This is a genomic window from Streptomyces sp. NPDC006743 (assembly GCF_040703815.1).
GTDB lineage: Bacteria > Actinomycetota > Actinomycetes > Streptomycetales > Streptomycetaceae > Streptomyces.
In genome coordinates this window covers 123,720-150,488 of sequence record NZ_JBEYJA010000010.1, presented here as the reverse complement: position 1 = coordinate 150,488, position 26,769 = coordinate 123,720, and the positions used below count along the sequence as shown (strand labels likewise).

General features: G+C 72.0%; 24 protein-coding genes and 2 tRNA genes. 14 read left to right on the top strand and 12 right to left on the bottom strand.

The features are described 5' to 3' along the window. The first annotated feature begins 98 nt into the window (after window positions 1-98). Together ABZ719_RS11900 and ABZ719_RS11895 are read left to right on the top strand one after the other, a co-directional pair. Complete coding sequence (locus ABZ719_RS11900; protein ID WP_003999697.1) at window positions 99-227, top strand: DLW-39 family protein; 129 nt, start codon at window positions 99-101, stop codon at window positions 225-227. Between the two features lie 408 nt (window positions 228-635). Further along, window positions 636-2,090 carry a hypothetical protein gene (locus ABZ719_RS11895; protein ID WP_366725062.1) on the top strand — a complete coding sequence of 485 codons (1,455 nt, stop codon included), beginning with the start codon at window positions 636-638 and terminating at the stop codon, window positions 2,088-2,090. Here ABZ719_RS11895 and ABZ719_RS11890 read toward each other — a convergent pair. Continuing rightward, window positions 2,054-3,595, bottom strand: a complete 1,542-nt coding sequence (locus ABZ719_RS11890) for a serine/threonine-protein kinase (protein ID WP_366725061.1) — start codon at window positions 3,593-3,595, stop codon at window positions 2,054-2,056. The two genes, ABZ719_RS11895 and ABZ719_RS11890, sit on opposite strands and share 37 nt — an antisense overlap. A 78-nt stretch (window positions 3,596-3,673) precedes the next feature. Beyond that, the gene (locus ABZ719_RS11885; RefSeq protein ID WP_037863877.1) at window positions 3,674-4,222 is read right to left on the bottom strand and encodes a DNA-binding protein; all 549 of its coding nucleotides are present in this window, start codon (window positions 4,220-4,222) and stop codon (window positions 3,674-3,676) included. Between the two features lie 183 nt (window positions 4,223-4,405). Here ABZ719_RS11885 and ABZ719_RS11880 point away from each other — a divergent pair. Continuing rightward, window positions 4,406-4,478: transfer RNA gene (locus tag ABZ719_RS11880), tRNA-Ala, on the top strand. A 95-nt stretch (window positions 4,479-4,573) separates the two neighbouring features. Here ABZ719_RS11880 and ABZ719_RS11875 read toward each other — a convergent pair. After that, on the bottom strand, window positions 4,574-5,281 hold the full coding sequence (locus tag ABZ719_RS11875; protein ID WP_366725060.1) for a DUF5324 family protein: 708 nt from the start codon (window positions 5,279-5,281) through the stop codon (window positions 4,574-4,576). Window positions 5,282-5,691: 410 nt separating this feature from the next. Here ABZ719_RS11875 and ABZ719_RS11870 point away from each other — a divergent pair, with 410 nt between their 5' ends. Both ABZ719_RS11870 and ABZ719_RS11865 read left to right on the top strand, forming a co-directional pair. After that, window positions 5,692-6,225 (top strand): peptidylprolyl isomerase, encoded by a 534-nt coding sequence (locus tag ABZ719_RS11870; protein ID WP_366725059.1) that lies wholly within the window; start codon window positions 5,692-5,694, stop codon window positions 6,223-6,225. Window positions 6,226-6,385: 160 nt separating this feature from the next. Next, on the top strand, window positions 6,386-7,282 hold the full coding sequence (locus ABZ719_RS11865; RefSeq protein ID WP_366725058.1) for a rhomboid family intramembrane serine protease: 897 nt from the start codon (window positions 6,386-6,388) through the stop codon (window positions 7,280-7,282). Window positions 7,283-7,630: 348 nt separating this feature from the next. Here ABZ719_RS11865 and crgA read toward each other — a convergent pair whose 3' ends face one another. Beyond that, window positions 7,631-7,885: a cell division protein CrgA gene (crgA, locus tag ABZ719_RS11860; RefSeq protein WP_037863902.1), complete on the bottom strand. Its 255-nt coding sequence runs from the start codon at window positions 7,883-7,885 to the stop codon at window positions 7,631-7,633. A gap of 152 nt (window positions 7,886-8,037) precedes the next feature. Between crgA and ABZ719_RS11855 the strand changes: the two genes are divergently transcribed. The 5 genes from ABZ719_RS11855 to ABZ719_RS11835 all read left to right on the top strand — a co-directional run bounded on the left by ABZ719_RS11855 (window position 8,038) and on the right by ABZ719_RS11835 (window position 11,592). Beyond that, window positions 8,038-8,817 (top strand): DUF881 domain-containing protein, encoded by a 780-nt coding sequence (locus tag ABZ719_RS11855; protein ID WP_366725057.1) that lies wholly within the window; start codon window positions 8,038-8,040, stop codon window positions 8,815-8,817. A gap of 107 nt (window positions 8,818-8,924) precedes the next feature. Further along, window positions 8,925-9,086, top strand: a complete 162-nt coding sequence (locus ABZ719_RS11850) for a hypothetical protein (RefSeq protein WP_018569171.1) — start codon at window positions 8,925-8,927, stop codon at window positions 9,084-9,086. Continuing rightward, window positions 9,083-9,721 (top strand): aminodeoxychorismate/anthranilate synthase component II, encoded by a 639-nt coding sequence (locus ABZ719_RS11845; protein WP_037863907.1) that lies wholly within the window; start codon window positions 9,083-9,085, stop codon window positions 9,719-9,721. The genes ABZ719_RS11850 and ABZ719_RS11845 overlap by 4 nt, the downstream gene beginning before the upstream one ends. Next, window positions 9,718-10,827 (top strand): class E sortase, encoded by a 1,110-nt coding sequence (locus ABZ719_RS11840; RefSeq protein ID WP_366725056.1) that lies wholly within the window; start codon window positions 9,718-9,720, stop codon window positions 10,825-10,827. The genes ABZ719_RS11845 and ABZ719_RS11840 overlap by 4 nt, the downstream gene beginning before the upstream one ends. A gap of 15 nt (window positions 10,828-10,842) precedes the next feature. After that, window positions 10,843-11,592 carry a class E sortase gene (locus tag ABZ719_RS11835; RefSeq protein ID WP_366725055.1) on the top strand — a complete coding sequence of 250 codons (750 nt, stop codon included), beginning with the start codon at window positions 10,843-10,845 and terminating at the stop codon, window positions 11,590-11,592. 102 nt (window positions 11,593-11,694) lie between these two features. On the opposite strand, the gene ABZ719_RS11830 is transcribed toward ABZ719_RS11835, so the two are convergent. From ABZ719_RS11830 to ABZ719_RS11800, 7 genes are all read right to left on the bottom strand, one after another. After that, window positions 11,695-12,768 carry a restriction endonuclease gene (locus ABZ719_RS11830; RefSeq protein ID WP_366725054.1) on the bottom strand — a complete coding sequence of 358 codons (1,074 nt, stop codon included), beginning with the start codon at window positions 12,766-12,768 and terminating at the stop codon, window positions 11,695-11,697. A gap of 209 nt (window positions 12,769-12,977) precedes the next feature. Next, window positions 12,978-14,984, bottom strand: coding sequence for a Stk1 family PASTA domain-containing Ser/Thr kinase (gene pknB / locus ABZ719_RS11825; RefSeq protein ID WP_366725053.1), 2,007 nt, complete (start codon window positions 14,982-14,984; stop codon window positions 12,978-12,980). Window positions 14,985-15,153: 169 nt separating this feature from the next. Beyond that, window positions 15,154-16,638, bottom strand: coding sequence for a penicillin-binding transpeptidase domain-containing protein (locus ABZ719_RS11820; protein ID WP_366725052.1), 1,485 nt, complete (start codon window positions 16,636-16,638; stop codon window positions 15,154-15,156). Continuing rightward, window positions 16,635-18,071: an FtsW/RodA/SpoVE family cell cycle protein gene (locus ABZ719_RS11815; protein ID WP_366725051.1), complete on the bottom strand. Its 1,437-nt coding sequence runs from the start codon at window positions 18,069-18,071 to the stop codon at window positions 16,635-16,637. Before ABZ719_RS11815 ends, ABZ719_RS11820 begins: the two co-directional genes overlap by 4 nt. A 27-nt stretch (window positions 18,072-18,098) precedes the next feature. Then, window positions 18,099-19,691 carry a Stp1/IreP family PP2C-type Ser/Thr phosphatase gene (locus ABZ719_RS11810; protein WP_366725098.1) on the bottom strand — a complete coding sequence of 531 codons (1,593 nt, stop codon included), beginning with the start codon at window positions 19,689-19,691 and terminating at the stop codon, window positions 18,099-18,101. 140 nt (window positions 19,692-19,831) lie between these two features. Then, window positions 19,832-20,362, bottom strand: coding sequence for an FHA domain-containing protein (locus ABZ719_RS11805; protein WP_037863935.1), 531 nt, complete (start codon window positions 20,360-20,362; stop codon window positions 19,832-19,834). Between the two features lie 10 nt (window positions 20,363-20,372). Continuing rightward, complete coding sequence (locus tag ABZ719_RS11800) at window positions 20,373-21,242, bottom strand: DUF3662 and FHA domain-containing protein (RefSeq protein WP_366725050.1); 870 nt, start codon at window positions 21,240-21,242, stop codon at window positions 20,373-20,375. A 623-nt stretch (window positions 21,243-21,865) separates the two neighbouring features. On the opposite strand from ABZ719_RS11800, the gene ABZ719_RS11795 reads away from it, so the two are divergent. Next, window positions 21,866-21,949, top strand: a tRNA-Leu gene (locus tag ABZ719_RS11795). Window positions 21,950-22,060: 111 nt separating this feature from the next. On the opposite strand, the gene ABZ719_RS11790 is transcribed toward ABZ719_RS11795, so the two are convergent. Then, window positions 22,061-22,927, bottom strand: a complete 867-nt coding sequence (locus ABZ719_RS11790) for a carbohydrate-binding protein (RefSeq protein ID WP_366725049.1) — start codon at window positions 22,925-22,927, stop codon at window positions 22,061-22,063. A gap of 571 nt (window positions 22,928-23,498) precedes the next feature. Between ABZ719_RS11790 and ABZ719_RS11785 the strand changes: the two genes are divergently transcribed. The 3 genes from ABZ719_RS11785 (at window position 23,499) to ABZ719_RS11775 (ending at window position 26,589) form a co-directional block, all read left to right on the top strand. Next, window positions 23,499-25,058, top strand: a complete 1,560-nt coding sequence (locus ABZ719_RS11785; RefSeq protein ID WP_366725048.1) for a DUF2252 domain-containing protein — start codon at window positions 23,499-23,501, stop codon at window positions 25,056-25,058. A 185-nt stretch (window positions 25,059-25,243) separates the two neighbouring features. Continuing rightward, entirely contained in the window at window positions 25,244-26,092 is an 849-nt protein-coding gene (locus tag ABZ719_RS11780; protein WP_366725047.1) for a hypothetical protein, read from the top strand. 149 nt (window positions 26,093-26,241) lie between these two features. Then, window positions 26,242-26,589 carry a rhodanese-like domain-containing protein gene (locus tag ABZ719_RS11775; protein WP_037861547.1) on the top strand — a complete coding sequence of 116 codons (348 nt, stop codon included), beginning with the start codon at window positions 26,242-26,244 and terminating at the stop codon, window positions 26,587-26,589. The last annotated feature ends 180 nt before the right edge of the window (window positions 26,590-26,769 follow it).

Genomic DNA, 26,769 nt, shown 5'->3' with positions numbered 1-26,769 from the left:
GACAGTTGAGGGCCCATGCAGGTCACCGATCGATATCGGTCGGTGTGTATAGTCGGGCGGCAGAGGTCCCCTACGTCAAGGAAAGACGAGGTCGCGCGGTGAAGAAGCTTCTCCTGGTCGCACTGGCCGCCATCGGCGGGCTCCTCGTGTACCGCCAGATCCAGGCGGATCGCGCCGAGCAGGATCTGTGGACGGAGGCGACTGACTCCGTGCCCACGGGTTCATGAGCACCGACATCCAGTCCTGAGCAGACCCCGGCCGCCGCAGCGGTCGGGGTTTTGTGTGTGCGGGGCCCGCCGGTTCCCCGCGTTGCGGGACCGGCTCACGTGAGGTAGCCGTGGGACGGGCCCGCTTCCCGACCCGCGCGTTCCGGACGCGCGTACGGAACGCGCGGACGGCGCAACGCCGCTCGGGGCAGGATGGCCGACGTCCGGAGCGGCGGCGAACACGGGGGTGGCGCGGGGATGAGACGGCCCACGGCCGGAGGGCGGACTCCCGCGCGGCCTCGACCGCCCGGTGAGGTTCCCCGGGGCGTGCAGGGACGCGGAGCGTGGCGGTGGCGGTGGTGTACGGGGCGGGGCGTCGGCGCGTGCGGATCACGGAGGACCGGCCGGGGACGCCTGCGCCTGGCCGCCGTGCCGGTAACAGCGGCGTTGGCCGCCGCGCTGTGGCTGCCGGCCGCCACGACGGCACCGAGCGCGCTCCCCGCCGGTACGCCCGGTCCGTACGCGCCGGGCGCCGGTACGCCTGAGTACGCGCTCGCCGCCGCCGCGCCTGATGCGTACGCGCCGGGCGCCGCCACCTCCGGTCGGTCCGTGCTCGCCGCCGCCGCGCCGGATCCGTACGCTTCCGCGGGCGGCACCCCGGCCGCCCGGGGAACCGGGGCCGGGACGGGAGCCGGGGCCGCCGCCGACGCCGGACAACTCGAGCCCGGCCGCACCCGCCGCGCCTCCCTGCCCCGCGACGGCAGGCTCTCCTACCGCCTCGGCCTCGACGCCACCTCCACCGCGTACGTCTCCGCCACCGCCCTCCCCGGCGCGGGCACCACGGTCTCCGCCACGGACGGCCTCAGCGTGTCCGTGCGCGACGCCCATGGCGAATCCTGCTCCTACCAGACCACCCGGTTCGCCGCGAGCCGCAGTCCGCACCCCATCGCCGCGTGGGGAGTCCGTGAGGCCTCCCCCGGCCACACCCTGTGCCAGGGCGCCGGCACGTACCACGTGCTCGTCGAGCGCATCAGCGCCACCGGCTCCTCGCCGGACACCTGGCCCCTGGAACTGTCCGTCGTGTCCGAGCCGCCCCTCGGACGGGCCGCGGCGACGAAGCCGCCCACGACCTGGGACTCGGCCTCGCCCCGGCCGGTCACCGGGGAGCCGGCGGACCGGCCGGGCGGTACCGGGTTCGCAGACGCCACCCCGGTCGGACAGGGCGTATGGCAGGACCGCATCCGGCCCGGCGGGACGCTGTTCTACCGGGTCCCCGTGGACTGGGCGCAGCAACTGGGCGCCACCGCCGACCTCGCGGGTGCGAACGGCGGCAGCGGCTACGCCGACGGCGCGCTGACCCTCTCCCTCTACAACCCGGTGCGCGGTTACGTGGAGGAGGCGTACGCCGGTTACAACGGCCGGCCGGTGTCCGCCGCCCTCGCACCCTTGCCGCCCGTCGCCTACGCGAACCGCTACGGCTTCGCCGACCAGGCCAAGGCCATGCGGTTCGCGGGCTCCTACTACCTGGTCGTGCACCTCGCGGCACAGACGGCGCAGGCGTTCGGCGAGGGACCCTACGGACTGACCCTGCGCGTGCGGGTCGGCGGCGCGGCCGGGGCGGCGCCGGGGTACGCGGGCCGGTCCGAGCCGCAGGGACTGTTCGAGGTCACGGCGGGAGACCGGGGCGCGGCGGGCGCCCGCGGTGCCGGGACGGCGGACGGCTCCACGGGGCTGCGGCTGCTCGCGGTGGGCGGCATCGGTACGGGGACCGCCCTCCTGGCCGTCCTGGGGGTGTGGACGCTGACCGCCCGGCGCAGGGCGGCGGCCGGCGCGGACACGGACGGCTCTCACAGCCGGAACAGCGCCCACAGGCCCACGGCGTAGCAGACCAGCGCCAGGAGGAGCAGGGGAACCGCCACCGCCGGGGGCGGGCCGGGGCGGCGGGGGCGTAGGGCGCGGTGCCGGGAGATCGCCCGGGCCGGGACGGGAGCCCGTGGGGGCTGGGCGGTGTACGAGGCGGTGGACGCATCAGCGCGTTGCCGCGTCGCCGGGGAGACCGGGCCGGCGGAGGGCCGGGGCGCGTGCGGGCCGGGGGAGGGCAGCAGCATGTGCGTGGGGTCGTGGGGGGAGACGTGGCCGGCAGGGGCGGCCGGCGTTCCGGTCACCGGTGGTGGCGGCGGGGCCGGTGGCGTCCCGGCGGTGGCGGAGGGGCGGGGCCGGGGCGGCGGCAGGCGGAAGCTGCCGGTGTCCGAGGCCGCTGCCGGGCCGGTCTGTCCGGGGGCCGGCGACCGGGCGTCCCGCGGGGTCCGGGCGGCGGCGGGGGCCGCGGATCCGGGCGGGGAACCGGGTCCGGGTCCGGCGGCCCGGGCGGGCGCGGACTCGGGGCCGGGGGCCGCGGCCGGGGCGTGCGCGAGGAGGCCCCCGGTGGCCCGGGAGCGGCCGGGGGAATCAGGACGTTCGCGGGGCTGAGGCCGGTCGAGGCCGTGCGGGCGGTCGGGACTGTCTGAGCGGTCGGGGCCGTCGGGGCCGAAACCCGGCGGGAGCGGGCCGAGTTGGTCGAAGATCTCGATCGGCTCGTCGTCGGGGCCGGGCCCGGGGAGGAGTCCGACGGCCGAGGCCAGTGCCTTGCGCGCCCCCGTGGCCGTGCGGAAGCGGGCCTGCGGGTCAGGTTGCAGCAGCCCGGCCATGACCTGCCACAGCGGCTCGGGGACACCGTGGGGCGCGCTGGGCGTCCCGTGCTCCACGAAGTGCTCCACCAGCGCCCGGGCGTCCGGTCTGGCGCCCTGCAGCAGATAGAGGGCGACCAGACCGGTGGCGAACAGGTCGGCGGGGAAGTCCGGCTCGGCGCCCATCAACTGTTCGGGGGCCAGGTAACCGGGCGTCCCCACCACCAGATTGGTCCCGGTGAGCCGTGGTTCGCCCAGCCGCACGGCGATGCCGAAGTCCGACAGCCGCAGCCGGGGACGCCCGGTCCCGGTCGCCTCCAGCAGGATGTTGGCGGGCTTGATGTCCCGGTGCACGACCTGCTCGGCGTGGACCGCGGCGAGCCCCGCCAGCAACTGGTCCAGCAGGGTGCAGACGAACACCGTCGGCAGCGGCCCGTAGTCCCCGACCAGATGGACCAGCGACCCGCCGGCCACCAGGTCCATGGTGAACAGGACCTTGTCGTCGTCGGCGGCCCAGCTGGCCGGGGCCAGCACATGCGGATGGTCGATGCGCAGCGCCTGTTCCCGTACGAAACGCAGCAGGGCGTGCGCGTCGCTCTGCCGGAGGACCTTTGCTGCCACATACCGGTGGCGGCGGTGGTCCCAGGCGCGCCAGACCGCGCCGACCCCACCGTGTCCGATCGGGTCGGCCAGCTCGTAGCGGCCCGCGAAGACCTCACCCATGGCTGTGCGTCGCTCCTCCCCCGGGGGTCACCCCCGTTGCTTCCCCCGCGACGCGCGCCACGACCCCTTCGGGGAGGGTCAGTTCTGGTGCGACTGGTAGTGCGCCACGGCGTCGGAGGTGCGGCCGGCGCCGTAGACCCGGAGGAACTCGGCCAGTTCGGGATGGCTGGGGGCGAGACTGTCCGCGGCCTCGATGATGTCGCCCGCGGCGGCGACCGAGCGGAGCAGCGACTGGATCTCGCGGACCACGCGCTTGACGGTCGGCGCCCCCGAACCGCTCGTCGTCTGCGTGGTGTTGCTGAGCACCGAGCCCCCCTGCGACCTCTTGATCTCGTCCATGCGCTCGGTCGCCTCGGCCGCGCTGACGCTGCCGTCGGCGACCTGGCCCGCCAGATCCTGCAGCAGCTGCACCCGCTGGACCACCGCAGGGTTGCCGATCTTCGCCCGCTGGCCGCTCATCAGCTGCGACAGCATCGGTGCCGACAGCCCCAGTACCCCCGCCAGGCGCGCCTGGTTGAGCCCCAGATCGTCTATGAGCTTCCGGAAGAGCGCCCCCAACGGCTCCCCGTACCAGTTCCGCTGCAGTTCCCGCGCTCTTGCGGTGGCTTCCTGCTGTGCGGCGTCCATGTGCGTCTCCCCATCGCTTCCCCAACTACCGCGGTTCGCTGTAGCGAACCACGCGGAGCATCTTACGGAGAGTGGTCGGAGACGGGGACCCCCATCTTTTTGCGAGAACCGGGGGGTGACCCGGTACTCTGGTCTGCGGCACCCGACCGGCGGGCGGTTCCTCCGGGCGGATGCTCCCCTTTCGGGGCCTTAGCTCAGTTGGTAGAGCGCTGTCTTTGCATGGCAGATGTCAGGGGTTCGACTCCCCTAGGCTCCACGCACACCAAGAAGCTCCCCCTCCATCCGGGACGTACGGATCGAGGGGGAGCTTCTTCGTGTGCCACGCGTACGAGGTGTGGAGCCGGGGCGGCGTCAGCCCTTGTCGTCGTCCGACTGCTCCTCGGCCTCCTTCGCCTGGACCTCCGGGTCCAGGACGCTCTGACCACTGCCGTCGACCGACGTCAGACGGCCGGCCTCCGGGACCTCGGTGGCGGCCGGCGGCTCCACCAGCCAGTCCGGGTTGGCCTGCTTGTCCCACCACTTCCACGCCGCGAAGGCACCACCCGCCAGCACCCCGGCGATCACCAGCACCTTGGCGACGCGGCCGGCCCGCGCCCGCCGACTCTGCTTGCGGGCCAGCTTCTGGATCTTCTGCGCCGGGACCTGGCCGCGCAGCGCGACCAGGGCGGCGGCGCCGCGCGCGGCGGCCTCGTCGGCGACCGGCGCCGCCGCGGCCATCGCCTGCTCGATCCGCGGCCGGGAGTACTCCGCGGCCTGCCGCGCGGCCCTGCGGGTCCGCTCGGCAGCCTCCTGGGCGGCCTGGTCGATCTTCGGCGGCACATAGGTCATGGCCTGCGTGCGGGCCTGTTCGAGCCGGGGCGCGACGTAGGCGCCGTACTGCACGCGGGCCTGGTCGGCGGCGAGCGACACCTTCGGCGCAAGCCGTACGCGTGCCTCGTGCGCGTAGTGAGCGGCCCTCTCCTTGGCGGTGTCGGCGTAGGGCGCCACCACTTCCGCGGCGTGCAGCACGCTGTCCTTCGCCGAGCCGGTCGCGGCGCGCACGCTGTCGATGCGGGTCACGGGTTCCTCCTCCTCGGTGGCGTACGGTAATTCGACTTTCCACCCTTTTACGGATCATGCCTGCCAACGGGCCCCGAGGCATGCGACGACGCGCATCCGGGTCATGCGCGCCGCCCCGCACCCGGGGCCGCTCCTCCGGCCGAGCGAGGCCGGGAGACGAACAAGTACACGTATTGCCTGCAACGGTGGATGAAGGAACGCAGGGGCGTGCAGGAGTGGATACAGGGACAAAAGAAGCTTCCCGACGACAATGCCACGGATCGCCGCCCCGCGCTCCCGACCCGGGACGACTCACCCCGTTTTCCGCAACCGATTCCCGCCGGACACCGCCCGGAAGCGGGCGCCGCACGACGCACGCGGCGCGTCGTGCGAGGATCGGGGAGTCACATGAGGACAACGGAAGGCAGATCGTGGCTGAGCAGCTCTACGCCACCCTGAAGACCAACCACGGCGACATCCAGGTGCGGCTCCTGCCGGACCACGCCCCGAAGACGGTCCGCAACTTCGTGGAACTCGCCACGGGCGAGCGCGAGTGGACGAACCCGGCCACCGGCCAGAAGACCACGGACAAGCTCTACGACGGCACGGTCTTCCACCGCGTGATCAGCGGCTTCATGATCCAGGGCGGCGACCCGCTGGGCAACGGCACCGGTGGCCCCGGCTACCAGTTCGAGGACGAGTTCCACCCGGACCTCTCCTTCAACAAGCCCTACCTGCTCGCGATGGCCAACGCGGGCCCGGGCACCAACGGCTCGCAGTTCTTCATCACCGTCGCCCCCACGGCGTGGCTGACCCGCAAGCACACCATCTTCGGCGAGGTCACGGACGCGGCCAGCCAGAAGGTCGTGGACGGCATCGCGGGCACGAAGACCAACCCGCGCAACGACCGTCCCGTCGACGACGTCGTCATCGAGTCGGTCGTCGTCGAGACCCGGCAGGGCTGAGCCGAGGGCCACGCCCGTCAGCCGCCCCCGGGCCCACCGCACCCCGGGAACCAAACGCCCCGCTCGTCCGTAGGGATGAGCGGGGCGGTGTGCTGCCCACGGTGAGCCGTACCGGGCCCGCCCCGCCGTACACCGCCCACGACGAACGTGAGGGGACCCGATGGACCAGGCACCAGGCAGCCCGCGGATCGGGCAGGACGGCCCGGGTGCGCCCACCTGCTACCGGCACCCGGACCGGGAGACCGGCATCCGCTGCACGCGCTGCGAGCGGCCGATCTGCCCCGAGTGCATGGTCAGCGCCTCCGTCGGCTTCCAGTGCCCCGACTGCGTCCGCGACGGCTCGGGCACGGGCCACGCGCCCGCCGCGTCCCGGCCGCGCACCGTGGCGGGCGGGACGGTGACCGCGGACCCGCGGTTGGTCACGAAGGTGCTCATCGGGCTCAACCTGGCCTTCTTCCTGGTCCAGCTGGCCGTCGGGAACCCTTTCACCGAGCGGTTCGAAATGGTGGGCCAGGCGTATCTTCCGTCGCTCGGTTCGGTCGGTGGCGTCGCCCAGGGTGAGTGGTACCGGCTGCTGACCGCGATGTTCCTGCACGGCGGATACATCCACATCGCGTTCAACATGCTCAGCCTGTGGTGGATCGGCGGACCGCTGGAGGCCGCCCTCGGCCGCGCCCGCTACCTGGCGCTCTACCTCGCTGCCGGACTGGCGGGCAGCGCCCTCAGCTACCTGGTCGCGGCCCCGAACCAGCCGTCCGTCGGCGCCTCCGGCGCGATCTTCGGCCTCTTCGGCGCGATGGCCGTGCTGATGCGCCGCCTGCGCTACGACATGCGGCCCGTGATCGCCCTCCTGGTCATCAACCTGGTCATCACCTTCGGCTGGGGCGGCATCGCCTGGCAGGCGCACATCGGTGGCCTGGTCGCCGGTGTGGTGACCGGGTACGCGATGGTGCACGCGCCGCGCGAGCGGCGGAACCTCGTGCAGTACGGGACCTGCGCGCTCGTCCTGGCGGCGGTCGTCGTGATGACGGTCGTCCGAACCGCGCAGCTCACCTGACCGGGAGCCGGCCGCACCCCCGCCGACAAGGGCGAAAGCCGCTCTTCCGTACGGTTGTCCACAGCGGGTGGCGAATCCTGTGCACAGTGTGCGGGAACAGCTGTGTTCCCTGCCGCTCACCTGTGTCTGTGCAGGTCAGGTAGGGGGTGGTGGGGTGCGCGGGGAGTGGTGTGACAGTCCTACCGGGGTCAACGGGGGGAGAGGTTATCCACAGATCGTCGGGTTTTCCCCAGGCTTTGTGTGGAAATTTTTCCAGGCTGTGGATAACTCAGCGGATACCCGTGGGCAGAACTGGGTTTACCGCGGGGACCCTCACTGGTTCCGCCCCCGCGGCGGCCCTGGCTGCCCCTACTTCCACTGCGTGGAGACGCCGAATCCGGCCGCGATGAAGCCGAATCCCACGACGATGTTCCAGTTGTCCAGCGCGTCGATGGGCAGCGACCCGTTCGTCACGTAGAAGACGACGATCCAGGCCAGGCCGATGACGAACATGGCCAGCATCACCGGGGCCACCCAACCGCGGCTCTCCAGTTTGATGACCGTGCCCTGCTTGGCGGGCGGCGGCGTGTAGTCGGCCTTCTTGCGGATACGTGACTTCGGCACGAGGGTCTCTCCTGTCGATGCGCTGCGTGGCCGCGCAGGGAACTGGACTGGCTCCGGGGCAGCGTACAAGGGGACTGCGAGGGGAGAACGAATGCTCCCCCGGGCGTCCGTTAGCGTAGTGCTTCCGCGGTGCCGAAGGAGATAAGGGTACGTTGAGCAATTCCGCCGACTCCCCGGGGACGGGTGCCGACCCGGGCAGCCCCCGCCGTTTCCCGCCGGCGCGGATCCTCACCGTGGCCGTGTTCGCCCTCGCCGGTCTGCTCTTCATCACCAGTTTCAACACGGCCAAGGGCACCAACATCCGCACGGACACCTCGCTGCTCAAGCTCTCCGACCTCGTCCACGAACGCAGCCGGAAGAACAAGGACCTGGACGACTCGAACGCGGCCCTGCGCGGCGACGTCGAGTCCCTCGCCCGGAGTGACGGCGGCGGCAGCAAGGCCCAGGACGAGAAGCTGTCCGGCCTGCAGAACAGCGCCGGCACCCGGCCGCTCAAGGGCAGGGCCGTCACCGTCACCCTCGACGACGCCCCGCCGAACGCCACCGCGAAACTCCCCGGCTACCCCGAGCCGCAGCCCGACTACCTGGTCATCCACCAGCAGGACCTCCAGGCCGTGGTCAACGCGCTGTGGAACGGCGGCGCCAAGGGCATCAAGGTCATGGACCAGCGGCTGATCTCCACCAGCGCCGTGCGCTGCGTGGGCAACACCCTGATCCTCCAGGGCCGCGTCTACTCGCCGCCGTACAAGATCACGGCGGTCGGGGACCCGGGCAGGCTGCAGAAGGCCCTCGCGGACTCACCGGCGATCCAGAACTACATGGTGTACGTGAACGTCTACGGCCTCGGCTGGAAGGTCACCGAGGACGGCACGACCACCCTGCCCGGCTACAACGGCGCCGTGGACCTGCACTACGCCGAGCCGGTGACGTAACCGTCCGGTGTGATCCGCTCCAGAAGGCCCCGAACGGGGGGCATCGCGCCGTTAGTCTGGTGCGGTACGGCGTGAATCCGGTGCCGTGGGGAGACGGAAGGGACGGCATGTACGGCTGGATCTGGCGGCATCTGCCGGGCAACGCGTGGCTGAAGGCGCTGATCTCACTGGTGCTGGTCCTGGCCGTGGTCTACGTCCTGTTCCAGTACGTCTTCCCGTGGGCCGAGCCGCTGCTTCCCTTCAACGATGTGACGGTGGACAACCAGTGAGTGCGCGGATTCTCGTCGTCGACAACTACGACAGCTTCGTCTTCAACCTGGTCCAGTACCTCTACCAGCTGGGCGCCGAGTGCGAGGTGCTGCGCAACGACGAGGTGTCGACGGCGCACGCCCAGGACCGCTTCGACGGCGTGCTGCTCTCGCCCGGCCCCGGCACGCCCGAGCAGGCCGGGGTGTGCGTGGAGATGGTCCGGCACTGCGCCGCCACCGGGGTCCCCGTCTTCGGGGTCTGTCTGGGCATGCAGTCCATGCAGGTGGCGTACGGCGGGGTGGTGGACCGGGCGCCCGAGCTGCTGCACGGCAAGACCTCGCCGGTCGAGCACACCGGCAAGGGCGTCTTCGCCGGGCTGCCCTCCCCCTTCACCGCGACCCGCTACCACTCGCTGGCCGCCGAGCCCGCGACCGTCCCGGCCGAGCTGGAGGTCACCGCCCGTACGCCCGACGGCATCATCATGGGCCTGCGCCACCGGGAACTGGCGGTGGAGGGCGTGCAGTTCCATCCCGAGTCGGTGCTGACCGAGCACGGACACCGGATGCTGGCCAACTGGCTGGTGGAGTGCGGCGACACGGGTGCCGTGGCGAGGTCGGCGGGGCTCGCCCCGGTGGTGGGCAGGGCCACGGCGTGACCGCGCTGCGCCCCGAGCGCGAGTCCGGCGCCGACCGCTACGGCACGGAGGCCCACGCCGCCTCCGGGGACCCGTACGCGGCGGCGCCGTACGACTCCCGCGGCTCGGTGGCGCCGTACGACGCCCACGGCCCCTCGCCCCTGACGTACCAGCCGCCCGCCGACGACGAGACGGTGGCGCTGCGGGTCGCCGACGCGGCGGGGGCGGCGGCCGGGGGGCGGGGGCGCCCTCCGGGTTCTGCGGGCCTGTCCGGCTCGGGGGTGGCCGGTGTGCCGTACGAGGGCCGCGCGGCCCGCAGGAGGGCCGCCAGGAGCCGTCACAGCCGTCACAGCCGCCGGGGGACCGGGGCGGCGGCCGGGCCCTCCCCGGCGGGCGGCGGGGCGTCCGCGCCGCTCTCACGGGTGGAGGCCCGTCGGCAGGCGCGGGCGCGCAGGCCCGGGCCGGGTGTCGTCATCAGCCGGATCGTCGGGGAGCTGTTCATCACCACCGGTGTGGTGATGCTGCTGTTCGTCACCTACCAGCTGTGGTGGACGAACATCCGCGCGCACGCGCAGGCGGGCAGCGAGGCGCACCAGTTGCAGGACGACTGGGCGAGCGGCAAGCGCAACCCGGGGACGTTCGAGCCGGGGCAGGGCTTCGCCATCCTGCACATTCCCGCGCTGGACGTGGTGGTCCCGATCGCGGAGGGCACCAGCAAGACGAAGGTGCTGGACAAGGGGATGGTCGGGCACTACGGCAAGGGTGACTTCGACACGGCGATGCCGGACGCGAGGACGGGCAACTTCGGGCTGGCCGGCCACCGCAACACGCACGGGGAGCCGTTCCGGTACATCAACCGGCTCAGGGCGGGCGACCCGATCGTGGTGGAGACGCAGGACGCGTACTACGTCTACAAGACGACGTCGATGCTGCCGGTGACCTCGCCGGGCAACACGGCCGTCCTGAACCCGGTCCCCAGGGGTTCCGGTTTCACCGGGCCGGGCCGCTACATCACGCTCACCACCTGCACACCGGAGTTCACCAGCAAGTACCGCTTGATCGTCTGGGGCAGGATGGTCGAGGAACGGCCGCGCAGCAAGGGCAAGCCGGATGCGCTCGTCAGTTAAAGGGCAGAGGGAACAGTGGCAGCGACCGCGGACGACACCGCAGAGCACACCGGGGACGGCACCGCACCGCGCGGGCGCCGCCGCGGCACGGGCCGGCTGGCCCTGGCCGTCAGCGTGTTCGGCGAACTCCTCATCACGGCGGGGGTGGTCCTCGGCCTGTTCGTCGTCTACTCCCTGTGGTGGACGAACGTCATAGCGGACCGCAAGGCCGACCGGCAGGGCGACAGGATCCGTGACCAGTGGGCGCACTCCGCCCCCGGCGGCCCCGGCGCGCTGGACACGAAGGACGGCATCGGTTTCCTGCACGTGCCGTCCATGCACAACGGCGAGGTGCTGGTGAAGAAGGGCACCTCGACGGACGTCCTGAACGACGGTGTGGCCGGCTACTACGTGGACCCGGTCAAGGCGGCGCTGCCGGAGACCGGCAAGGAGGGCAACTTCACCCTCGCCGCCCACCGGGACGGGCACGGCGCGAAGTTCCACAACATCGACAAGGTAGGCAAGGGCGACCCGATCGTCTTCGAGACCCGGGACAAGTGGTACGTCTACAAGGTCTACGGCATCCTCCCGGAGACGTCGAAGTACAACGTCGACGTCCTCGCGCAGGTCCCGAAGGAGTCGGGGGTGAGGAAGCCGGGCCACTACATCACGCTCACCACCTGCACGCCGGTCTACACCTCCCGGTACCGGTACGTGGTGTGGGGGGAGCTGGTCCGGGTCCAGAAGGTGGACGGCAAGCGGACGCCTCCGGCGGAGCTGCGCTGAGGCGGGAGAGAGTGCGGGAGGGTCTCGTGCTCTAGCATGGCGAAGGCCCGAAGTCGCATGTTAGGGATGCGATTTCGGGCCTTGTGCTGCCGCCTGCGGGCTCTACTTCAGGACCGCGAGCATGTCGCCCGCGTCCCACCTTTCCAGCAGGGTGCGCTGCACGGCGGTGATTCCGGCCTCGTCCGCGATGCTCAGGGCCTCCGGTGTGAAGCGGCACGTCGCGACGTAGAGGGCCGTGTCCGCTGCGTACAGCACCTTGGCGGACCCGACGAACTTCTGGAGTTCGGGGCTGCTGATCCGCAGGTGGGGTGCGAACCTCTTGCACTGGACGACGAGCCGTCGGCCGTCGGCCGTGAAGCCGGTGATGTCGACGCCCCGGTCCCCGTGGCGCCCGAGGACGACGACGTCGGTGCAGCCGTCGCGGCGCAGGAGTGCGGCGATGTGGTGCTCGAACTCACGGCCGGTCATGGCGTCCATGGCGGCCATGACTCCGGCGAGGGGGCGGTCCCGGCGGGGGCTTTCCAGCCTGCGCAGGCGGTTGTGGTGCTGCCGCAGCCGCCGCTCGATGTGCTGGACGCCCGTGCGCAGGGCGATCAGTTCCCGCCGGTGCTCTCCCGAGGTCTCGATCAGGGCGTTGAACATGGGCACGACCGTCCTGCCGAGGATGTGGGTGATGCGCTGGTCGATGCGTGCGTCGATGTGTGCGTCGACGCGCGGGTCGAGGGTGGCGGCGCCCGGCTGCGGTGAGTTTTCCACAGGCTGTGTGCGGGCCAGGTACTCCATGTCGAGGAGGTAGGTGCGGACCTGACGGGCGACTGCGCTGTCGCGGAGGAGCATGGCGACGTTGAGGACGGCGCGGCGGGAGTAGATGGTGAGGCTCCGACGTGCTTGTGGATAACCCACCGGCGAGAGTGACATGTTGTCACTCTCGAATTTCCGCAGGTCAGGGCCGCGCAGCACTACCATGCCGTTGCCTTGCAACTCTTCGCGATGGCGCCTGGTCAGCTGACGGACGACTTCGACGGTGACATCGAAGTACGCCGCCACCATCGCCGTCGTCACGTGCATCCCGTCCGGCAGTAGCGACAGCGCCTTCACCCGGTCGAGTACGTCCGTGCGGTCCATGACGCTGTGGCGCAGGGTCCTGGATTCCAGGAGTGCGGAGTCGGTGATCACTGTCTGCCCCTCTGTCGTGTGCCGGCCGCATGGCCAGGTGCCGGGGCGGAGCGTTGCGAGTCCCCACCCGAACGGAGCAACGAGGGGTGGCGGGGGAAGACACGATCGAACGGCGCGCGGGTGTGCGACGGGGGCCCGGCCGCTCTCGGGTGAGAGCGGCCGGGGCCCCTGGGTGTCACGGGCCGCCGGTGGTGCGGCCGGGCGGGCGGTCAGCCGAAGAGGCCGCCGGGGCCGCCGCCTCCGTGGCCACCCCCGTTGTTGTTGCCCCCGTTGCCGCCGTTCCCGCCGATCGTCGTCAGCGTGATCTGGGTGCCGGCCGGGTCGTCGACCTGCTGGCCGGGCTGCGGGTCCTGCTTGACGACGAAGGCGTTGTCGTCGCCCCCGCTGCCGGCGAACTGGATGTTGGTGAAGCCGGCCGCGGTGAGGATCTGCTTGGCCTCCGCCACCTTCTTGCCCTGCACCTGCGGCACCTGGGTCTTCTGCTGGACCTGCTTGCCGACCTGGATGGTCACCTTGGAGCCCTTGTCGACCTGCTGGCCGGGGCCCGGGACGGTGTTGATGACCTTGCCCGCCTGGTTGGGGTCGCTGTTGTCCACCTCGACGCAGTCGCCGTCGAGGTTGTTCGCCTGCATCTGCTGCTTGGCGTCGTCACAGGTGCGGCCGACGACCTGGGGGACGGTGGCCTTCGCGACGGCCTTGGCGACCGTCAGGGTGATGGTCGAGCCCTTCTGGACTTCCTTGTCGCCGCTCGGGTCCTGGCTGATGACGACGTTCTCGGGGCGGTCGGACTCCTGCTCCTGCTTCTCGACCTTGAAGCCCTTGTCGGTCAGCTGCGACTGCGCGGTGTCGAAGCTGAGGCCGGTGACGTCCGGCACGAGCACCTTCGGGGCTCCCGTCGACAGCACCAGGTTGACCGTCTCGCCCTTCTTGATGTCGCTCTTGGGCGCGGGGTCCTGGGAGCAGACGCGGCCCTTGGGCTGGTCCTCGCACTCCTTCTCGGTGAAGGCCGTCTTCAGGCTGACGTTCTCCGCGGAGTTCTGGGCGTCCTGCTTGGTCTGGCCCACGAAGTTCGGCGTGGCCACCGTGTCGCTGCCGGAGCTGTGACCGGTGGTGACGTACTTGCCGATCAGGATGGCGCCGACCAGGACCAGGATGCCGGCGACGACCAGGAGGATCGTCGAGGTGTGGGACTTCTTCGGCTGCTGGCGGCGCCGGTCGGGGCGGTCGTCGTAGCCGTAGCCGCCGTCGTCCGGGTTCATGGGCGGCAGCATCGTCGTGGCGGGGGCGCCGGGGTCGGAGCGCAGGGCCGTGGTCGCCTGGTCGTCGGGGTAGGCGCCGTAGCCGACCGCGCCCATGGCGGCGGTGGCGGCGACGGGCTGGCCGTCGAGGCAGGCCTCGATGTCGGCGCGCATCTCGTCGGCCGACTGGTAGCGGTAGTCCGGGTCCTTGACCAGGGCGCGCAGCACGATCGCGTCCATCTCGGGCGTGATCTCGGGGTCGAAGACGCTCGGCGGCTGGGGGTCCTCACGGACGTGCTGGTAGGCCACCGCGACCGGGGAGTCGCCGACGAACGGCGGCCGGACGGTGAGCAGCTCGTACAGCAGGCAGCCCGTGGAGTACAGGTCGGAGCGTGCGTCGACCTGTTCGCCCTTGGCCTGCTCCGGGGAGAGGTACTGGGCGGTGCCGATGACGGCGGCGGTCTGGGTCATGGTCATGCCGGAGTCGCCCATGGCGCGGGCGATGCCGAAGTCCATGACCTTGACCTGGCCGTTGCGGGTCAGCATGACGTTGGCCGGCTTGATGTCCCGGTGGACGATGCCGCTGCGGTGGGCGTACTCCAGGCCCTGCAGGATGCCGATGGTCATCTCCATGGCCCGCTCGGGCAGCAGCTTGCGCCCGCTGTGCAGCAGCTCACGGAGGGTGGACCCGTCGACGTACTCCATCACGATGTACGGGATGGAGACCCCGTCGATGTAGTCCTCGCCCGTGTCGTAGACCGCGACGATCGCGGGATGGTTGAGCGAGGCGGCCGACTGGGCCTCCCGGCGGAACCGGGCCTGGAAGGAAGGGTCGCGCGCCAGGTCGGCGCGCAGCGTCTTCACCGCCACGGTGCGGCCCAGGCGGGTGTCATGCGCGAGGTACACCTCCGCCATGCCACCACGGCCGAGCACCTGGCCCAGCTCGTACCGGCCGCCGAGGCGACGCGGCTCTTCCATAGCTACCTACCAGCCCTCTCCGTCGGTCCCGGCGGGCACGGCTTGTGCCGCCGGAGCTTCCGTCCGGGCCTACCGTACCCGGCTCGTTCTGTGGGACCCGGCCAAGCCCGTCACCCGATACAGGACCGGTATCGCACCATGCACCGTTGTGAAGGGGACGTGACGGAGATCACCGCTTGGAGTTGATGACCGCCTCCATGACGCTCTTCGCGATCGGCGCGGCGAGGCCGCCGCCGGAGATCTCCTCGCGGTCGGCCTGCTCGTCCTCGACGACCGCGGCGACCGCGACGGGCGAGCTGCCGTCGCTGGTCTTGGCGTAGGAGATGAACCACGCGTACGGCTTCTCGCTGTTGTCGACGCCGTGCTGGGCGGTACCGGTCTTGCCGCCGACCGTGACGCCGCCGCCGATCTGCGCGTTCTTGCCGGTGCCCTCCTTGACGACCGTCTCCATCATCGACTGGAGGATCTGGGCGTTCTTCGAGGACAGCGGCCGGCTCAGTTCCTCCGGCTGGGTCTGCTCCAGGGTGTCGAGGTTCGGCGACTGGAGCTTGTCGACCATGTACGGCTTCATCAGCTTGCCGTCGTTGGCGACGGCCGAGACGACCATGGCCATCTGCAGCGGGGTGGCGGCGGTGTTGAACTGGCCGATGGAGGACTGGGCGACCTGCGAGGGCTCCATGTTGTCGGAGAACACCGAGGCGTTGGCGCGGACCGGGGTGTACTGCTCGCTGGTGAAGCCGAACTTCTTGGCCTCCTCCAGCATCTTCTTGTTGCCCAGGTCGGCGCCGATCTTGCCGAAGACGGTGTTGCAGGACCAGCGCAGCGCCACCCGCATGGTGGCGTTCTTGCAGGGGATGTTGCCTTCGTTGGGCAGCGGGGTGCTGGTGCCCGGCATGATCCACGGGTCGGGGGAGTTCGTGGGCTGGTCGGCGGAGGTGTACTTGCCGTTCTCCAGTGCCGCGGCGGCGGTGACCACCTTGAAGGTGGAGCCGGGCGGGTAGGTCTCGCGCAGCGCCCGGTTCAGCGTCGGGTCGTCCGGGTCGTTCTCCTTGAGGAGCTTGTTGCGGGCCTTGCCGTCGGCCGCGGAGGTGCCGGCGAAGGAGCCGGGGTCGTAGGACGGGTAGGAGGCCAGCGCCAGGATCTTGCCGGTGGAGGGTTCGAGTGCGACGACGGCGCCCTTGCCGCGCTTCTTGAGCCCGTCGTAGGCGGCCTTCTGCGCGGCCGCGTTGAGCGTGGTGACGACGTTGCCGCCCTGCTTCGGCTTGCCCGTGATCATGTCCAGGGTGTTGCGGAAGAAGAGCCGGTCGTCGTTGCCGGTGAGGATCTTGTCGTCGAGGTTCTCCAGCTGGGTGGCGCCGAAGGCCTGCGAGGCGAAGCCGGTGACGGGCGCCCACATGGGGCCGTCCTTGTAGGTGCGCTTGTACTTGAGGTCGTCGAGCGCGTTGGTCTTGGTCTCCACGGATCCGGTGATCGGGGAGCCGTCGACGATGATGTCGCCGCGCGGGGTGGAGTAGCGGGCGATGGTGACGCGGCGGTTGTTGTCGTCGTTCTTCAGCGCGTCGGCCTTGGCGTACTGGAGCCAGTTGTCGCGGATGAGCAGCGTGAGGACCAGCAGGCCGCAGAAGATCGCGATCCGGCGCAGGGGCTTGTTCACGGTCGGACCACCTGGGTCATCTCGGCGTCGGGGTTGGCGGCGGGGGCGGGGGCCGGGCGGCGGGCGGTGTCGCTGATTCTGATCAGGATGCCGATCAGCGCCCAGTTGGCGATGACGGAGGAACCGCCGTACGCGAGGAACGGCATCGTCATACCGGTCAGCGGGATCAGGCCCATCACACCGCCTGCCACCACGAAGACCTGGAGGGCGAAGGCGCCGGAGAGGCCCACGGCGAGCAGTTTGCCGAAGGGGTCGCGGGCGGCGAGGGCGGTGCGGATGCCGCGCTCCACGATCAGGCCGTAGAGCAGCAGGATCGCCATCAGGCCGGCCAGGCCCAGTTCCTCGCCGAAGGTGGCGAGGACGAAGTCGGAGTTGGCGGCGAACCGGATGAGGTCGGAGTGGCCCTGGCCGAGGCCGGAGCCGAGGGTGCCGCCGGAGCCGAACGCCCACAGGGCCTGCTGGAGCTGTTCGGAGTGGCCCTGCACGCCCTTGTGGCTGAGGAGGTATTCGTTCATCGGGTCGAGCCAGGCCTGGACGCGCTGGTGCACGTGCGGTTCGACGCTGGCCACGCCGAAGGCGCCGACCGCGGACATCAGCAGACCGAAGACGATCCAGCTGGTCCGCTCGGTGGCGACGTACAGCATGATGACGAACATTCCGAAGAACAGCAGCGAGGTGCCGAGGTCGGTCTCGAAGACCAGGATGAGGATCGAGATGACCCAGACGACCAGGATGGGTCCGAGGTCGCGGCCGCGGGGCAGGTACAGGCCCATGAAGCGGCGGCTGGCCAGGGCGAGCGCGTCCCGCTTGACCATCAGGTAGCCGGCGAAGAAGACCGCGAGGACGATCTTGGCGAACTCGCCGGGCTGGATGGAGAAGCCGCCGACGTGGATCCAGATCTTGGCGCCGTACACGGGCAGGCCGAGGCCGGGGACCAGCGGCAGCAGCAGCAGGACCAGCGCGCCGACCATGGAGATGTACGTGTAGCGCTGCAGGACGCGGTGGTCCTTGAGGAAGATCAGGACCACGGCGAACAGTGCGATGCCCATCGCCGTGTAGAGGAGCTGGGTGGGCGCCTTGTCTCCGGCCTGCTTGATGTACTGGAGCAGTTTCGACTGGTCCAGGCGCCAGATGACGACCAGGCCGAGGCCGTTGAGGAGGGTGGCCAGCGGGAGCAGCAGCGGGTCGGCGTAGGGGGCGAACTTGCGGACGACGAGGTGGGCGACGCCCGCCATCAGGCCCAGGCCCAGGCCGTAGCTCAGCAGGCCCGCGGGCACCTGGTTGTTGATGGCCAGGCCCACGTTGGCGTAGGCGAACACCGGGATGGCGACCGCGAAGACCAGCAGTGCCAGTTCGGTGTTGCGGCGGCTCGGTGCTCCGATGGCGCCGATCGTGGACGTGTGGTGCGTGGGCGAGTTGGTTGTACTGCTCATCGTGTGACAGGGCCTCTCACGGCTTGCCTACTGCTTACCGCACAGCGAGACGACCTTCTGCTCTTCCTCCGAGAGAGTGGGGCCGGGGCTGGATGTGGACGCGGTCGCGGTCGCGGACGTGGACGGAGACTTGGACGACGGTGACGGTGCCTTGGACGTCGACGGGTCGGGGTCCGACGGGTTCGATGTGGTCTTGGACGTGAAGGCGGCGGGGGTGGTTCCCGTGGTGGAGCCGCCGCGGTCCTTGCCCGTCTTGTCCGACTTGTCCTGTCCGGGTTTGGCGCCGTTCTTGGCCTCGGCGGCGCGGCGTTCGGACTCCTTGCGGCACGCGGAGGCCTGCACGGACAGCTCGTCGACCTTCTTCTGCGCCTCTTGCAGGCCGCCCTCGGAGATCGTCGCCTTGACCTGCTTCTGCTGGTAGGGCGGCAGGTACTTGAGTTCGATCTCGGGGTGGTCCTTCTCCACCTCGGACAGCTTCACCCAGGCCAGGTCCTGGCTGATGCCGCGGTAGAGCGCGACGTGCTCGTCGTTGGTGCCGACGTAGTACTGGGTCTGGGTCCAGCGGTAGCCGCCGTAGAGGCCGCCGCCGATGACGGCGAGCGCGAGGACGCTGTACAGGGACACCTTCAGCCAGCCGCGGCGCCGGCGGGGCTTGACGAAGTCGTCGTCGCCGTAGCCCAGGCCGTCGGTGGAGATGAAGCCGGTGGTGTCGCCGGATCCGGGCGGGCCGAACTCGCCGCCTGTGCCGCCCTGTCCGGGGACCTGGCGGCCGAGGCCGGAGGCGCGGCCGGCCGGGGTCTGCATGATGCCGTTGTCGTGCAGGTGGTGCTGGTTCTCGGCGACCGCGCCGACCACGACGGGGGTGTCGGAGAGCTGGGCGGCGAGGGTGTCGCCGGTGTCCAGGTCGAGGACGTCGGCGACGATGACGGTGATGTTGTCGGGTCCGCCGCCGCGCAGCGCGAGCTGGATCAGCTCCTGCACGGTCTCCTGCGGTCCCTGGTAGCTGGCGAGGGTCTCCTCCATCGTCTGGTGGGAGACGACGCCGGACAGGCCGTCGGAGCAGATCAGGTAGCGGTCGCCGGCGCGGACCTCGCGGACGGACAGGTCGGGCTCGACGTGCTCGCCGCTGCCGAGGGCGCGCATCAGGAGGGCGCGCTGCGGGTGGGTGCTGGCCTCCTCCTCGGTGATGCGTCCCTCGTCGACCAGGCGCTGCACCCAGGTGTGGTCCTGGGTGATCTGGGTGAGGACGCCGTCGCGCAGCAGGTAGGCGCGGGAGTCGCCGACGTGTACGAGTCCGAGGCGCTGGCCGGTCCACAGCAGGGCGGTGAGCGTGGTGCCCATGCCTTCGAGCTGGGGGTCCTCCTCGACCATGGCGCGCAGCTGGTCGTTGGCGCGCTGCACGGCCGTGCCGAGCGAGGTGAGGATGTCGGAGCCGGGGACGTCGTCGTCGAGGGGGACGATGGTGGAGATCACCTCGGAGGAGGCGACCTCGCCGGCGGCCTGGCCGCCCATGCCGTCGGCGATCGCGAGGAGCCGCGGGCCGGCGTAACCGGAGTCCTCGTTGCCCTCGCGGATCATGCCCTTGTGCGATCCGGCGGCGAAGCGCAGTGACAGACTCATGCGCACCTCGCCCGTCGGCTCGGGGTACAGCCGGTCGTGTCGAGCCACACTGCCCACCCTCCGGTCGGGAGCGCGCCGCGGCCCTGGGGGCCGGCCGCCGCCGCGTGCTCGCTCCGCTCGCGCTCATTCATGACGTAGCACTACTTCCGCAGCTCGATGACGGTCTTGCCGATGCGGATCGGCGCGCCCAGCGGGATCGGTGTGGGGGTCGTCAGCCGGGACCGGTCCAGGTAGGTGCCGTTGGTGGATCCGAGGTCCTCGACGATCCACTGGCCGTTCTGGTCCGGGTAGATCCTGGCATGGCGGCTGGAGGCGTAGTCGTCGTCCAGCACGATCGTGGAGTCGTGCGCGCGGCCCAGGGTGATGGTCTGGCCCTGCAGCGCGACGGTGGTGCCGGTGAGGGTGCCTTCGGTCACCACCAGTTTGGCGGGGGCGTTGCGGCGCCGGCCGCCGCTCTGCTGGCCACGCTGCTGCGGAGGCGCGGCGGCGGCGGCCTGGCGCGCGGCCTGCCGGCCGGTCTGCTGGGGCCGGGCCGCCTCCCGGCGGGACCCCCGCTGGGTGACGCGCGTACCGAACAGGTCGCTGCGGATGACCTGCACGGCCACGATCACGAACAGCCACAGTACGGCCAGGAAACCCAGCCGCATGACCGTGAGGGTCAGCTCTGACATTGCCCCCGGTTCACCCTTCGGCTTGCCTATAGATAACGGTGGTGCTGCCCACGACGATCCGCGAGCCGTCGCGGAGCGTAGCGCGGGTGGTGTGCTGCCCGTCCACCACGATGCCGTTGGTGGAGCCGAGATCCGAGATCGTCGAGGGCGTTCCGGTCCGGATCTCACAGTGCCGGCGGGAGACGCCGGGGTCGTCGATCCGCACGTCGGCGTCGGTGCTGCGGCCCAGCACCAGCGTCGGGCGGGAGATCTGGTGGCGGGTGCCGTTGATCTCGATCCAGTAGCGGGTCCGGCCGCCGGCCGCCGGGGCCTGCGGGGGCCGGGCGGCGGCGGGCTGCGGGTAGCCGTACCCGCCGGGCGGCGGGGCCGCGGGCATGGGGGGCGCTCCCGCGGGGGGCGCTGCGGGCGGGTAGCCGTACCCGCCCTGGGGGCCGGGGCGGCCGGGTGCGGCGGCCGGGCCGGGCGGTGGTGTCTGCGGCGGCCCCTGGGGCGCCTGCTGGCTGCTGGAGGAGGCGAGCGTACGGCTGCGCACCCGGTACAGGCCGGTGTCCAGGTCGTCGGCCTTCTCCAGGTGGACCTTGATCGGCCCCATGAAGGTGTAGCGCTGCTGCTTGGCGTAGTCGCGCACCATGCCGGCCAGCTCGTCGCCGAGCTGTCCGGAGTAGGGGCTGAGCCGCTCGTAGTCGGGCGCGCTCAGTTCCACGATGAAGTCGTTGGGTACGACCGTGCGGTCGCGGTTCCAGATCGTCGCGTTGTTGTCGCACTCGCGCTGGAGCGCGCCCGCGATCTCCACGGGCTGGACCTCGGACTTGAAGACCTTGGCGAAGGTGCCGTTGACCAAGCCTTCGAGGCGCTGCTCGAACTTCTTCAGGACTCCCATGGGGCACCTCCTCCGTCGTGGCCGTCGTTTCGGGTCTTGCCGTTGTCGCGGGTCTTGCCGTCGTGCTGATGCGTTCCGCTTGCCTGGTACTGCTTACTGATCGTATCCACGCGCCGGTAAATCGGCTGGTTCCCCCTGTCGGCCCCGTCGACGGGTCGTCGACGCCTCTTCCTCGGCTCGTACCGCCGGGTGGTCCCCTCCGAGTGCTTCTCCGAGTGTTCCTCCGCGGTCCGTACTCCTGACTTCTGCCCAGGATCGTAGAGGCGGCCACGGACCAGTGTCCCGCACCCGGCGGCGGACCCGCCCCGGCTCCTGGGGAGACGGGCCGGACCGGTACGAGGTTGATACGTGAACAGGCACGGGTTGATACGGAAGGGCACGGGGGCGGGAGGCGGGCGAGCCGCGGCAGAGGGAGGAAGGGGTCGGTGCGGCGGTCCGGGCGAGGCGGGACGGGCGGGCCGGGGCGGGGTGAACCGAGGGGCGCGGGGTGGGGCGGGAGCGCCCCGGGCCTGGGCGCCTGCCCCGGGAAAGGGATGTGAATCCACCCTCCGCGACGTGCTAATGTTCTGCATGTCGGAAGGCGCCGGGCCCGAAAGGGAGCGGAGCCGGAGGACACACCCAATGCGCGGGTGGCGGAATAGGCAGACGCGCTGGATTCAGGTTCCAGTGCCCGCAAGGGCGTGGGGGTTCAACTCCCCCCTCGCGCACAGCCGAAAGCCCCGCAGGTCTCGGACCTGCGGGGCTTTCGCGTTTCCGGTGGCGCTTCCCGCCCGCGGCAGGGTCCTCACTCCTGTGAGGAAGGTCTCAGGAGGTGCGGGTCACTCGGCGCGCCACAGCGCGGGGACGTGGGGCGGCTCCCAGCCCGCCATGGAGGTGTGGGCCTGGACACAGGTGTAGCCGGCACCGCCGTACGTCACCCGGTCGCCCGCCGCGTAGGAGTGCCCCGGGACCCAGGTGCCGCCCGGTGGGTCGGTCGGCGGGTCGGTGGGGCCGCCGGGGCCGGGGGTCCCGTCGACGTTCAGCACGAAGTCGAACGTCCCCTCCTTGCCGCCGCCGGCGCCGCGCACGTTCATCAGCAGCGCCGCGTCGAACAGCGTGTCCGTGGTGTTGCGGGGCTCACCGGGGAAGTACAGCTGGGTGGTGAGCACCGGCCGGCCGGGCGCCTGCGCCTTGACGTGGATGTGCCGGGTGCGGCCCGGGTAGAGCCCGGGGACGATCGTGGTCAGGGAGAAGGCCCCCCTGCCGTCCGTGAACTGGTGGCCGCGCAGGGTGTAGCCGGCCATGTCGTAGTTCCCCGCGTCGTCCGCCTGCCAGAAGTCCAGCAGGACCCCGGAGAGCGGCACGCAGTTGCGGCCGAAGACGTAGCCGCTGACGGTCAGCGGGGTGCCGTTGACGCCCGACGTCACCAGGTTCGTGCGCAGCGGGGAGTTCGGCTTGAAGTAGGGGCCCTCGATCTGGTCGTGGGTCGGGCCGTCGCCGTCGTCGCAGGTGGGCGTCGCGGGCAGGGCGCCGCCCCGGCCCGCGGAGTCCCGGGCGAGCGCGACCGTGCCCGTGAGCAGCGGGATGGCGGCACCGGCGGCGACGGCCGCCTTCAGCAGGCTCTTGCGGCTGATCATGCGGTCCGCCGCGGGGACGGGACCGGGGCCGGAGCCGGGTCCGGGGACGTCCGGATCGGTTGGTGTCATGGCGGGTTCCTCGGTCTCCTCGGTGGGGGAAGAAGGACGGGACGTGCATGACACGGAGCGCGCCCGCCGCGCGGGGCAGGCTGTGTTCTGGTCGGGCGGACGCGCTCCGGCGGTGATCGCGGACGACTGTAATCGCGCTGGTGACGGGCGAGGAGATACCGCCCGGCCCTCTGCATGGCGTTATGTGCGGAGGTGGGGCGGGGGCGCGGATGTGCGGTTGGGGGCGTGCGCGGTGGCGGGGCACGGGCGAGCGGGCGAGGGGCCGGGGGGTGCGGCGGCGTGGGCGCGGCGGCCTGGGGCCGGCGGGGGTGCGGCGGTTCGGGGCCGGCGGGGGTGCGGCGGTTCGGGGTCGGTGGGGCCGGATGGGGGTGCCGGGGGGTGGGCCGGGGAGGCCGGGTGGGGGTGCGGTGGTGGGGGTGGGCGGGTCCGCGGAGGTCGGGGGCGGCGGGGGCAGGTGGGGGTGCGCGGGGGCGTGTGCGGTGGGCGTGTACGGGGCGTGCGGGCCGCTGTAGCGTCGGGGCGCGCCGCGTCGGCGGCGGGGCACGAACTGGAGCGGGAGGGGTGGTTGTCGATGAGCGGGGACACCGGGGCCGGGGCTGGAACGGGATCGGGCGCCGGGCAGGGGGCGGGGGCGGTGCCGGCCGGGAGTTCCGGCCGGGGGCCCGGCGGAGGTCCGGGCGGGGGTTCGGGCGCGGCGGGCGGCGGAAGCGGCGCGGGCGGGCGCGGAGAGGGTGCGGGGCGGGTGCCGCCGGTGCCCGGGTTCGCACGGTGGCCCGCCGAGGGGTCGCCCAAGGCGGAGGGCAAGGCGCTGCGCAAGCGCGTCGCGCGGTCCGCGCACGCCGTGTTCGAGGCGGACCCCGGCCGGCCGGGCGCGGTCGCGGCCGTCGAGGAGTCCAACCACGGCCGGATACCCGACCTGATACCGATCCGGGTGGGCAGGATGGCGGCCACGCCGTTCGCCTTCCTGCGCGGTGCGGCGGGCCTGATGGCGTACGACCTCGCCCGCACGCCCGTGACCGGCGTACTCGCCCAGATCTGCGGGGACGCCCACGCGGCCAACTTCGGTCTGTACGGCGACGCCCGCGGCGGCCTCGTCATCGACCTCAACGACTTCGACGAGACGGTGCGCGGCCCCTGGGAGTGGGACCTCAAGCGGCTCGCCGCCTCCCTCGTGCTCGCCGGCCGGGAGGCGGGCTGCGACGAGGACAGCTGCCGCGCGGCCGCCCAGGACGCGGTGGGCGCCTACCGGCGCACCATGCGGCTGCTGGCCCGGCTCCCGGTCCTGGACGCCTGGAACGCCATCGCCGACGAGGAACTCGTCTCCCACTCCGACGCCCACGACCTGCTCGGCACCCTGGAACGCGTCTCGGAGAAGGCGCGGGCCAACACCAGTGGGCGGTTCGCGGCCAAGTCGACCGAGCGGACCGCGGACGGCGGCCGGCGCTTCGTGGACGCCCCGCCGGTGCTGCGGCGGGTCCCGGACGCGGAGGCCGCGGCGGTGGCCGCCTCGCTGGAGCAGTACCTGGCCACGCTCCCCGAGGACCGTCTCCCGCTGCTGGCCCGGTACGCGGTGCACGACGTGGCGTTCCGGGTGGTCGGCACCGGCAGTGTGGGCACCCGGTCGTACGTGGTGCTGCTGCTGGACCACCGGGGTGAGCCGCTGGTGCTCCAGGTGAAGGAGGCCCGGCCGTCGGCGCTGCTGCCGCACCTGCCGGTGGGTTCCGGGGCCGGGGAGGCCGGTACGGCCGAGGTGGCCCACGAGGGCCGGCGGGTGGTGCTCGGGCAGAAGCGGATGCAGGTGGTCAGCGACATCCTGCTGGGCTGGACGACCGTCGGCGGGCGGCCCTTCCAGGTGCGGCAGTTCCGCAACCGCAAGGGCAGCGTCGATCCGGCCGCGCTGCCCGCCGACCAGATCGACGACTACGGCCGGATGACCGGTGCGCTGCTGGCCCGCGCCCACGCGCACAGCGCCGATCCGCGGCTGATCGCCGGCTACTGCGGCAAGAACCAGGAGCTGGACGAAGCGGTCGCCGCCTTCGCCGTCGCCTACGCGGACCGTACCGAGGCGGACCACGCGGACCTGGTCGCGGCGGTGCGGACGGGAAGGGTCGCGGCCGAGATGGGCGTGTAGGGCGTGCGGAGCGGGCTGGGGCGCAGATCGGGGATGAGGGCTCGGCCCGGGAGGTGGGGCGGGCCGGGAGGAGGGTGACGGCGGGGAGGGGGTGACGGCGGGGAGGAGGGTGGAGGCCGAACGGACGGCCGGGGGAGGGGCCTCGGTGGCGCGGGCCGCGGGCCGCCGTGGCCTACGCTGGTCGGGTGACGACCCCGGAAGCTGAGCAGGGTGGCGTCGCCGGAGCGGACCGGGCGACGTCCGAGAGTGCTGCGGCGCGGCCCGAGGAGCGGTTGGAGCGAGCCGTGCGGGCCGCCGAGCAGGCGCTCATCGAGTACGAGATCGCGGTGGAGACCTTCCGGGTGGAGATCGAGAACTTCTCCCGGCTGCACCACCAGCGTCTCGGCCCCCTCTACGCCCGTATCGAGGAACTGGAGGCTCAGATCGCCGAGGCGCGGGCCGCCCGCACCGGCGATCCCGAGGACCTGCGCACGGCGCGGGAGGCGCGGGCCCGGCTGACACCGATCCCCGGCGTCGAGGAGCTGCTGCACGGCTGGATGGACGGGGACGGCCTGTTCCCGGAGGCCGCGGCGATGCTCACCGACCGGCCGGTGCGGCCCCCGCAGCGGGTGCGGCCCAGCGAGGAGGCCCGCGGTCTCTACCGCGAGCTGGTGCGCAAGGCCCACCCCGACCTGGCCCAGGAGGAGGGCGAGCGGCAGCGCCGGGAGGAGTTCCTCACCCGGGTCAACGCCGCCTACGCCCGTGGCGACGAGAAGGAGCTGCGCGAGCTGGCCGAGGAGTGGGCCGCCGGGCCGGCCCCCGCCGAGCAGGCACCGAGCCGCGCCGAGGAGCTGTACGCGCGCCTGGAGTGGCTCGCCCAGCGCAAGGAGATGCTCACGCTCTTCGCCAAGGAGCTGGAGGACAGCGCGATCGCGGCGATGCTCAGGATCGCTCCCGACGACCCCGACGGGCTGCTCGAGCAGATCGCCGGGCAACTGCGCGACGATGTGGCGCAACGGGAGTCGCAGCTCGCGGAAGTGCGGGCCGGCCGCTGAGACCGCCGGGCCCTGGCCGGCGGCAGCCGCGAACGCGGCACCGGACGGAAAGGCCGGAACTCGGCGGCGGCCCGGCGGGGCCCGCCGCACCCGGCGCGGCCGCCCGCGCGGCGACCGCTGCGCGGGGCGCGTCGGGTAGCGTCGGACCCATGCGTTTCGGAGCTGGTGTACCCACGGTGGAGGTCACGGACCTCAAGGACGGCGACTTTCTGCTGGACGTCCGCGAGGACGACGAATGGCAGGCGGGACATGCCGAGGGGGCGCTGCACATCCCCATCAGCGACTTCGTCGCCCGCTACGGCGAGCTGACCGAGGCGGCGCCGCAGGACGGGCGGGTCCACGTGATCTGCCGTTCGGGCGGCCGCTCGGCCCAGGTCACGATGTACCTGGTCCAGCAGGGCATCGACGCGGTGAACGTCGACGGCGGCATGCAGGTCTGGGCCGCCTCGGGCCGGGCCGTGGTGACCGACGGCGGAGAGCCCGGGCACGTCCTGTGACGGCCGGGCCGCCTGCTTCGGCGGCCGGGCGGCGTCCTGCGTCTGCCGGGACCTGACCCTCGCAGGCCGGCCTGCATCCCGCGCCGGCCGGACCCGCCCCTCGGCGGCCGGGCCCGTGCTTCGTGGACCCGGCTACCGTGCTTCGGGGGCCGGACCGCCTGTTTCGCGGCCGCGGCCCGG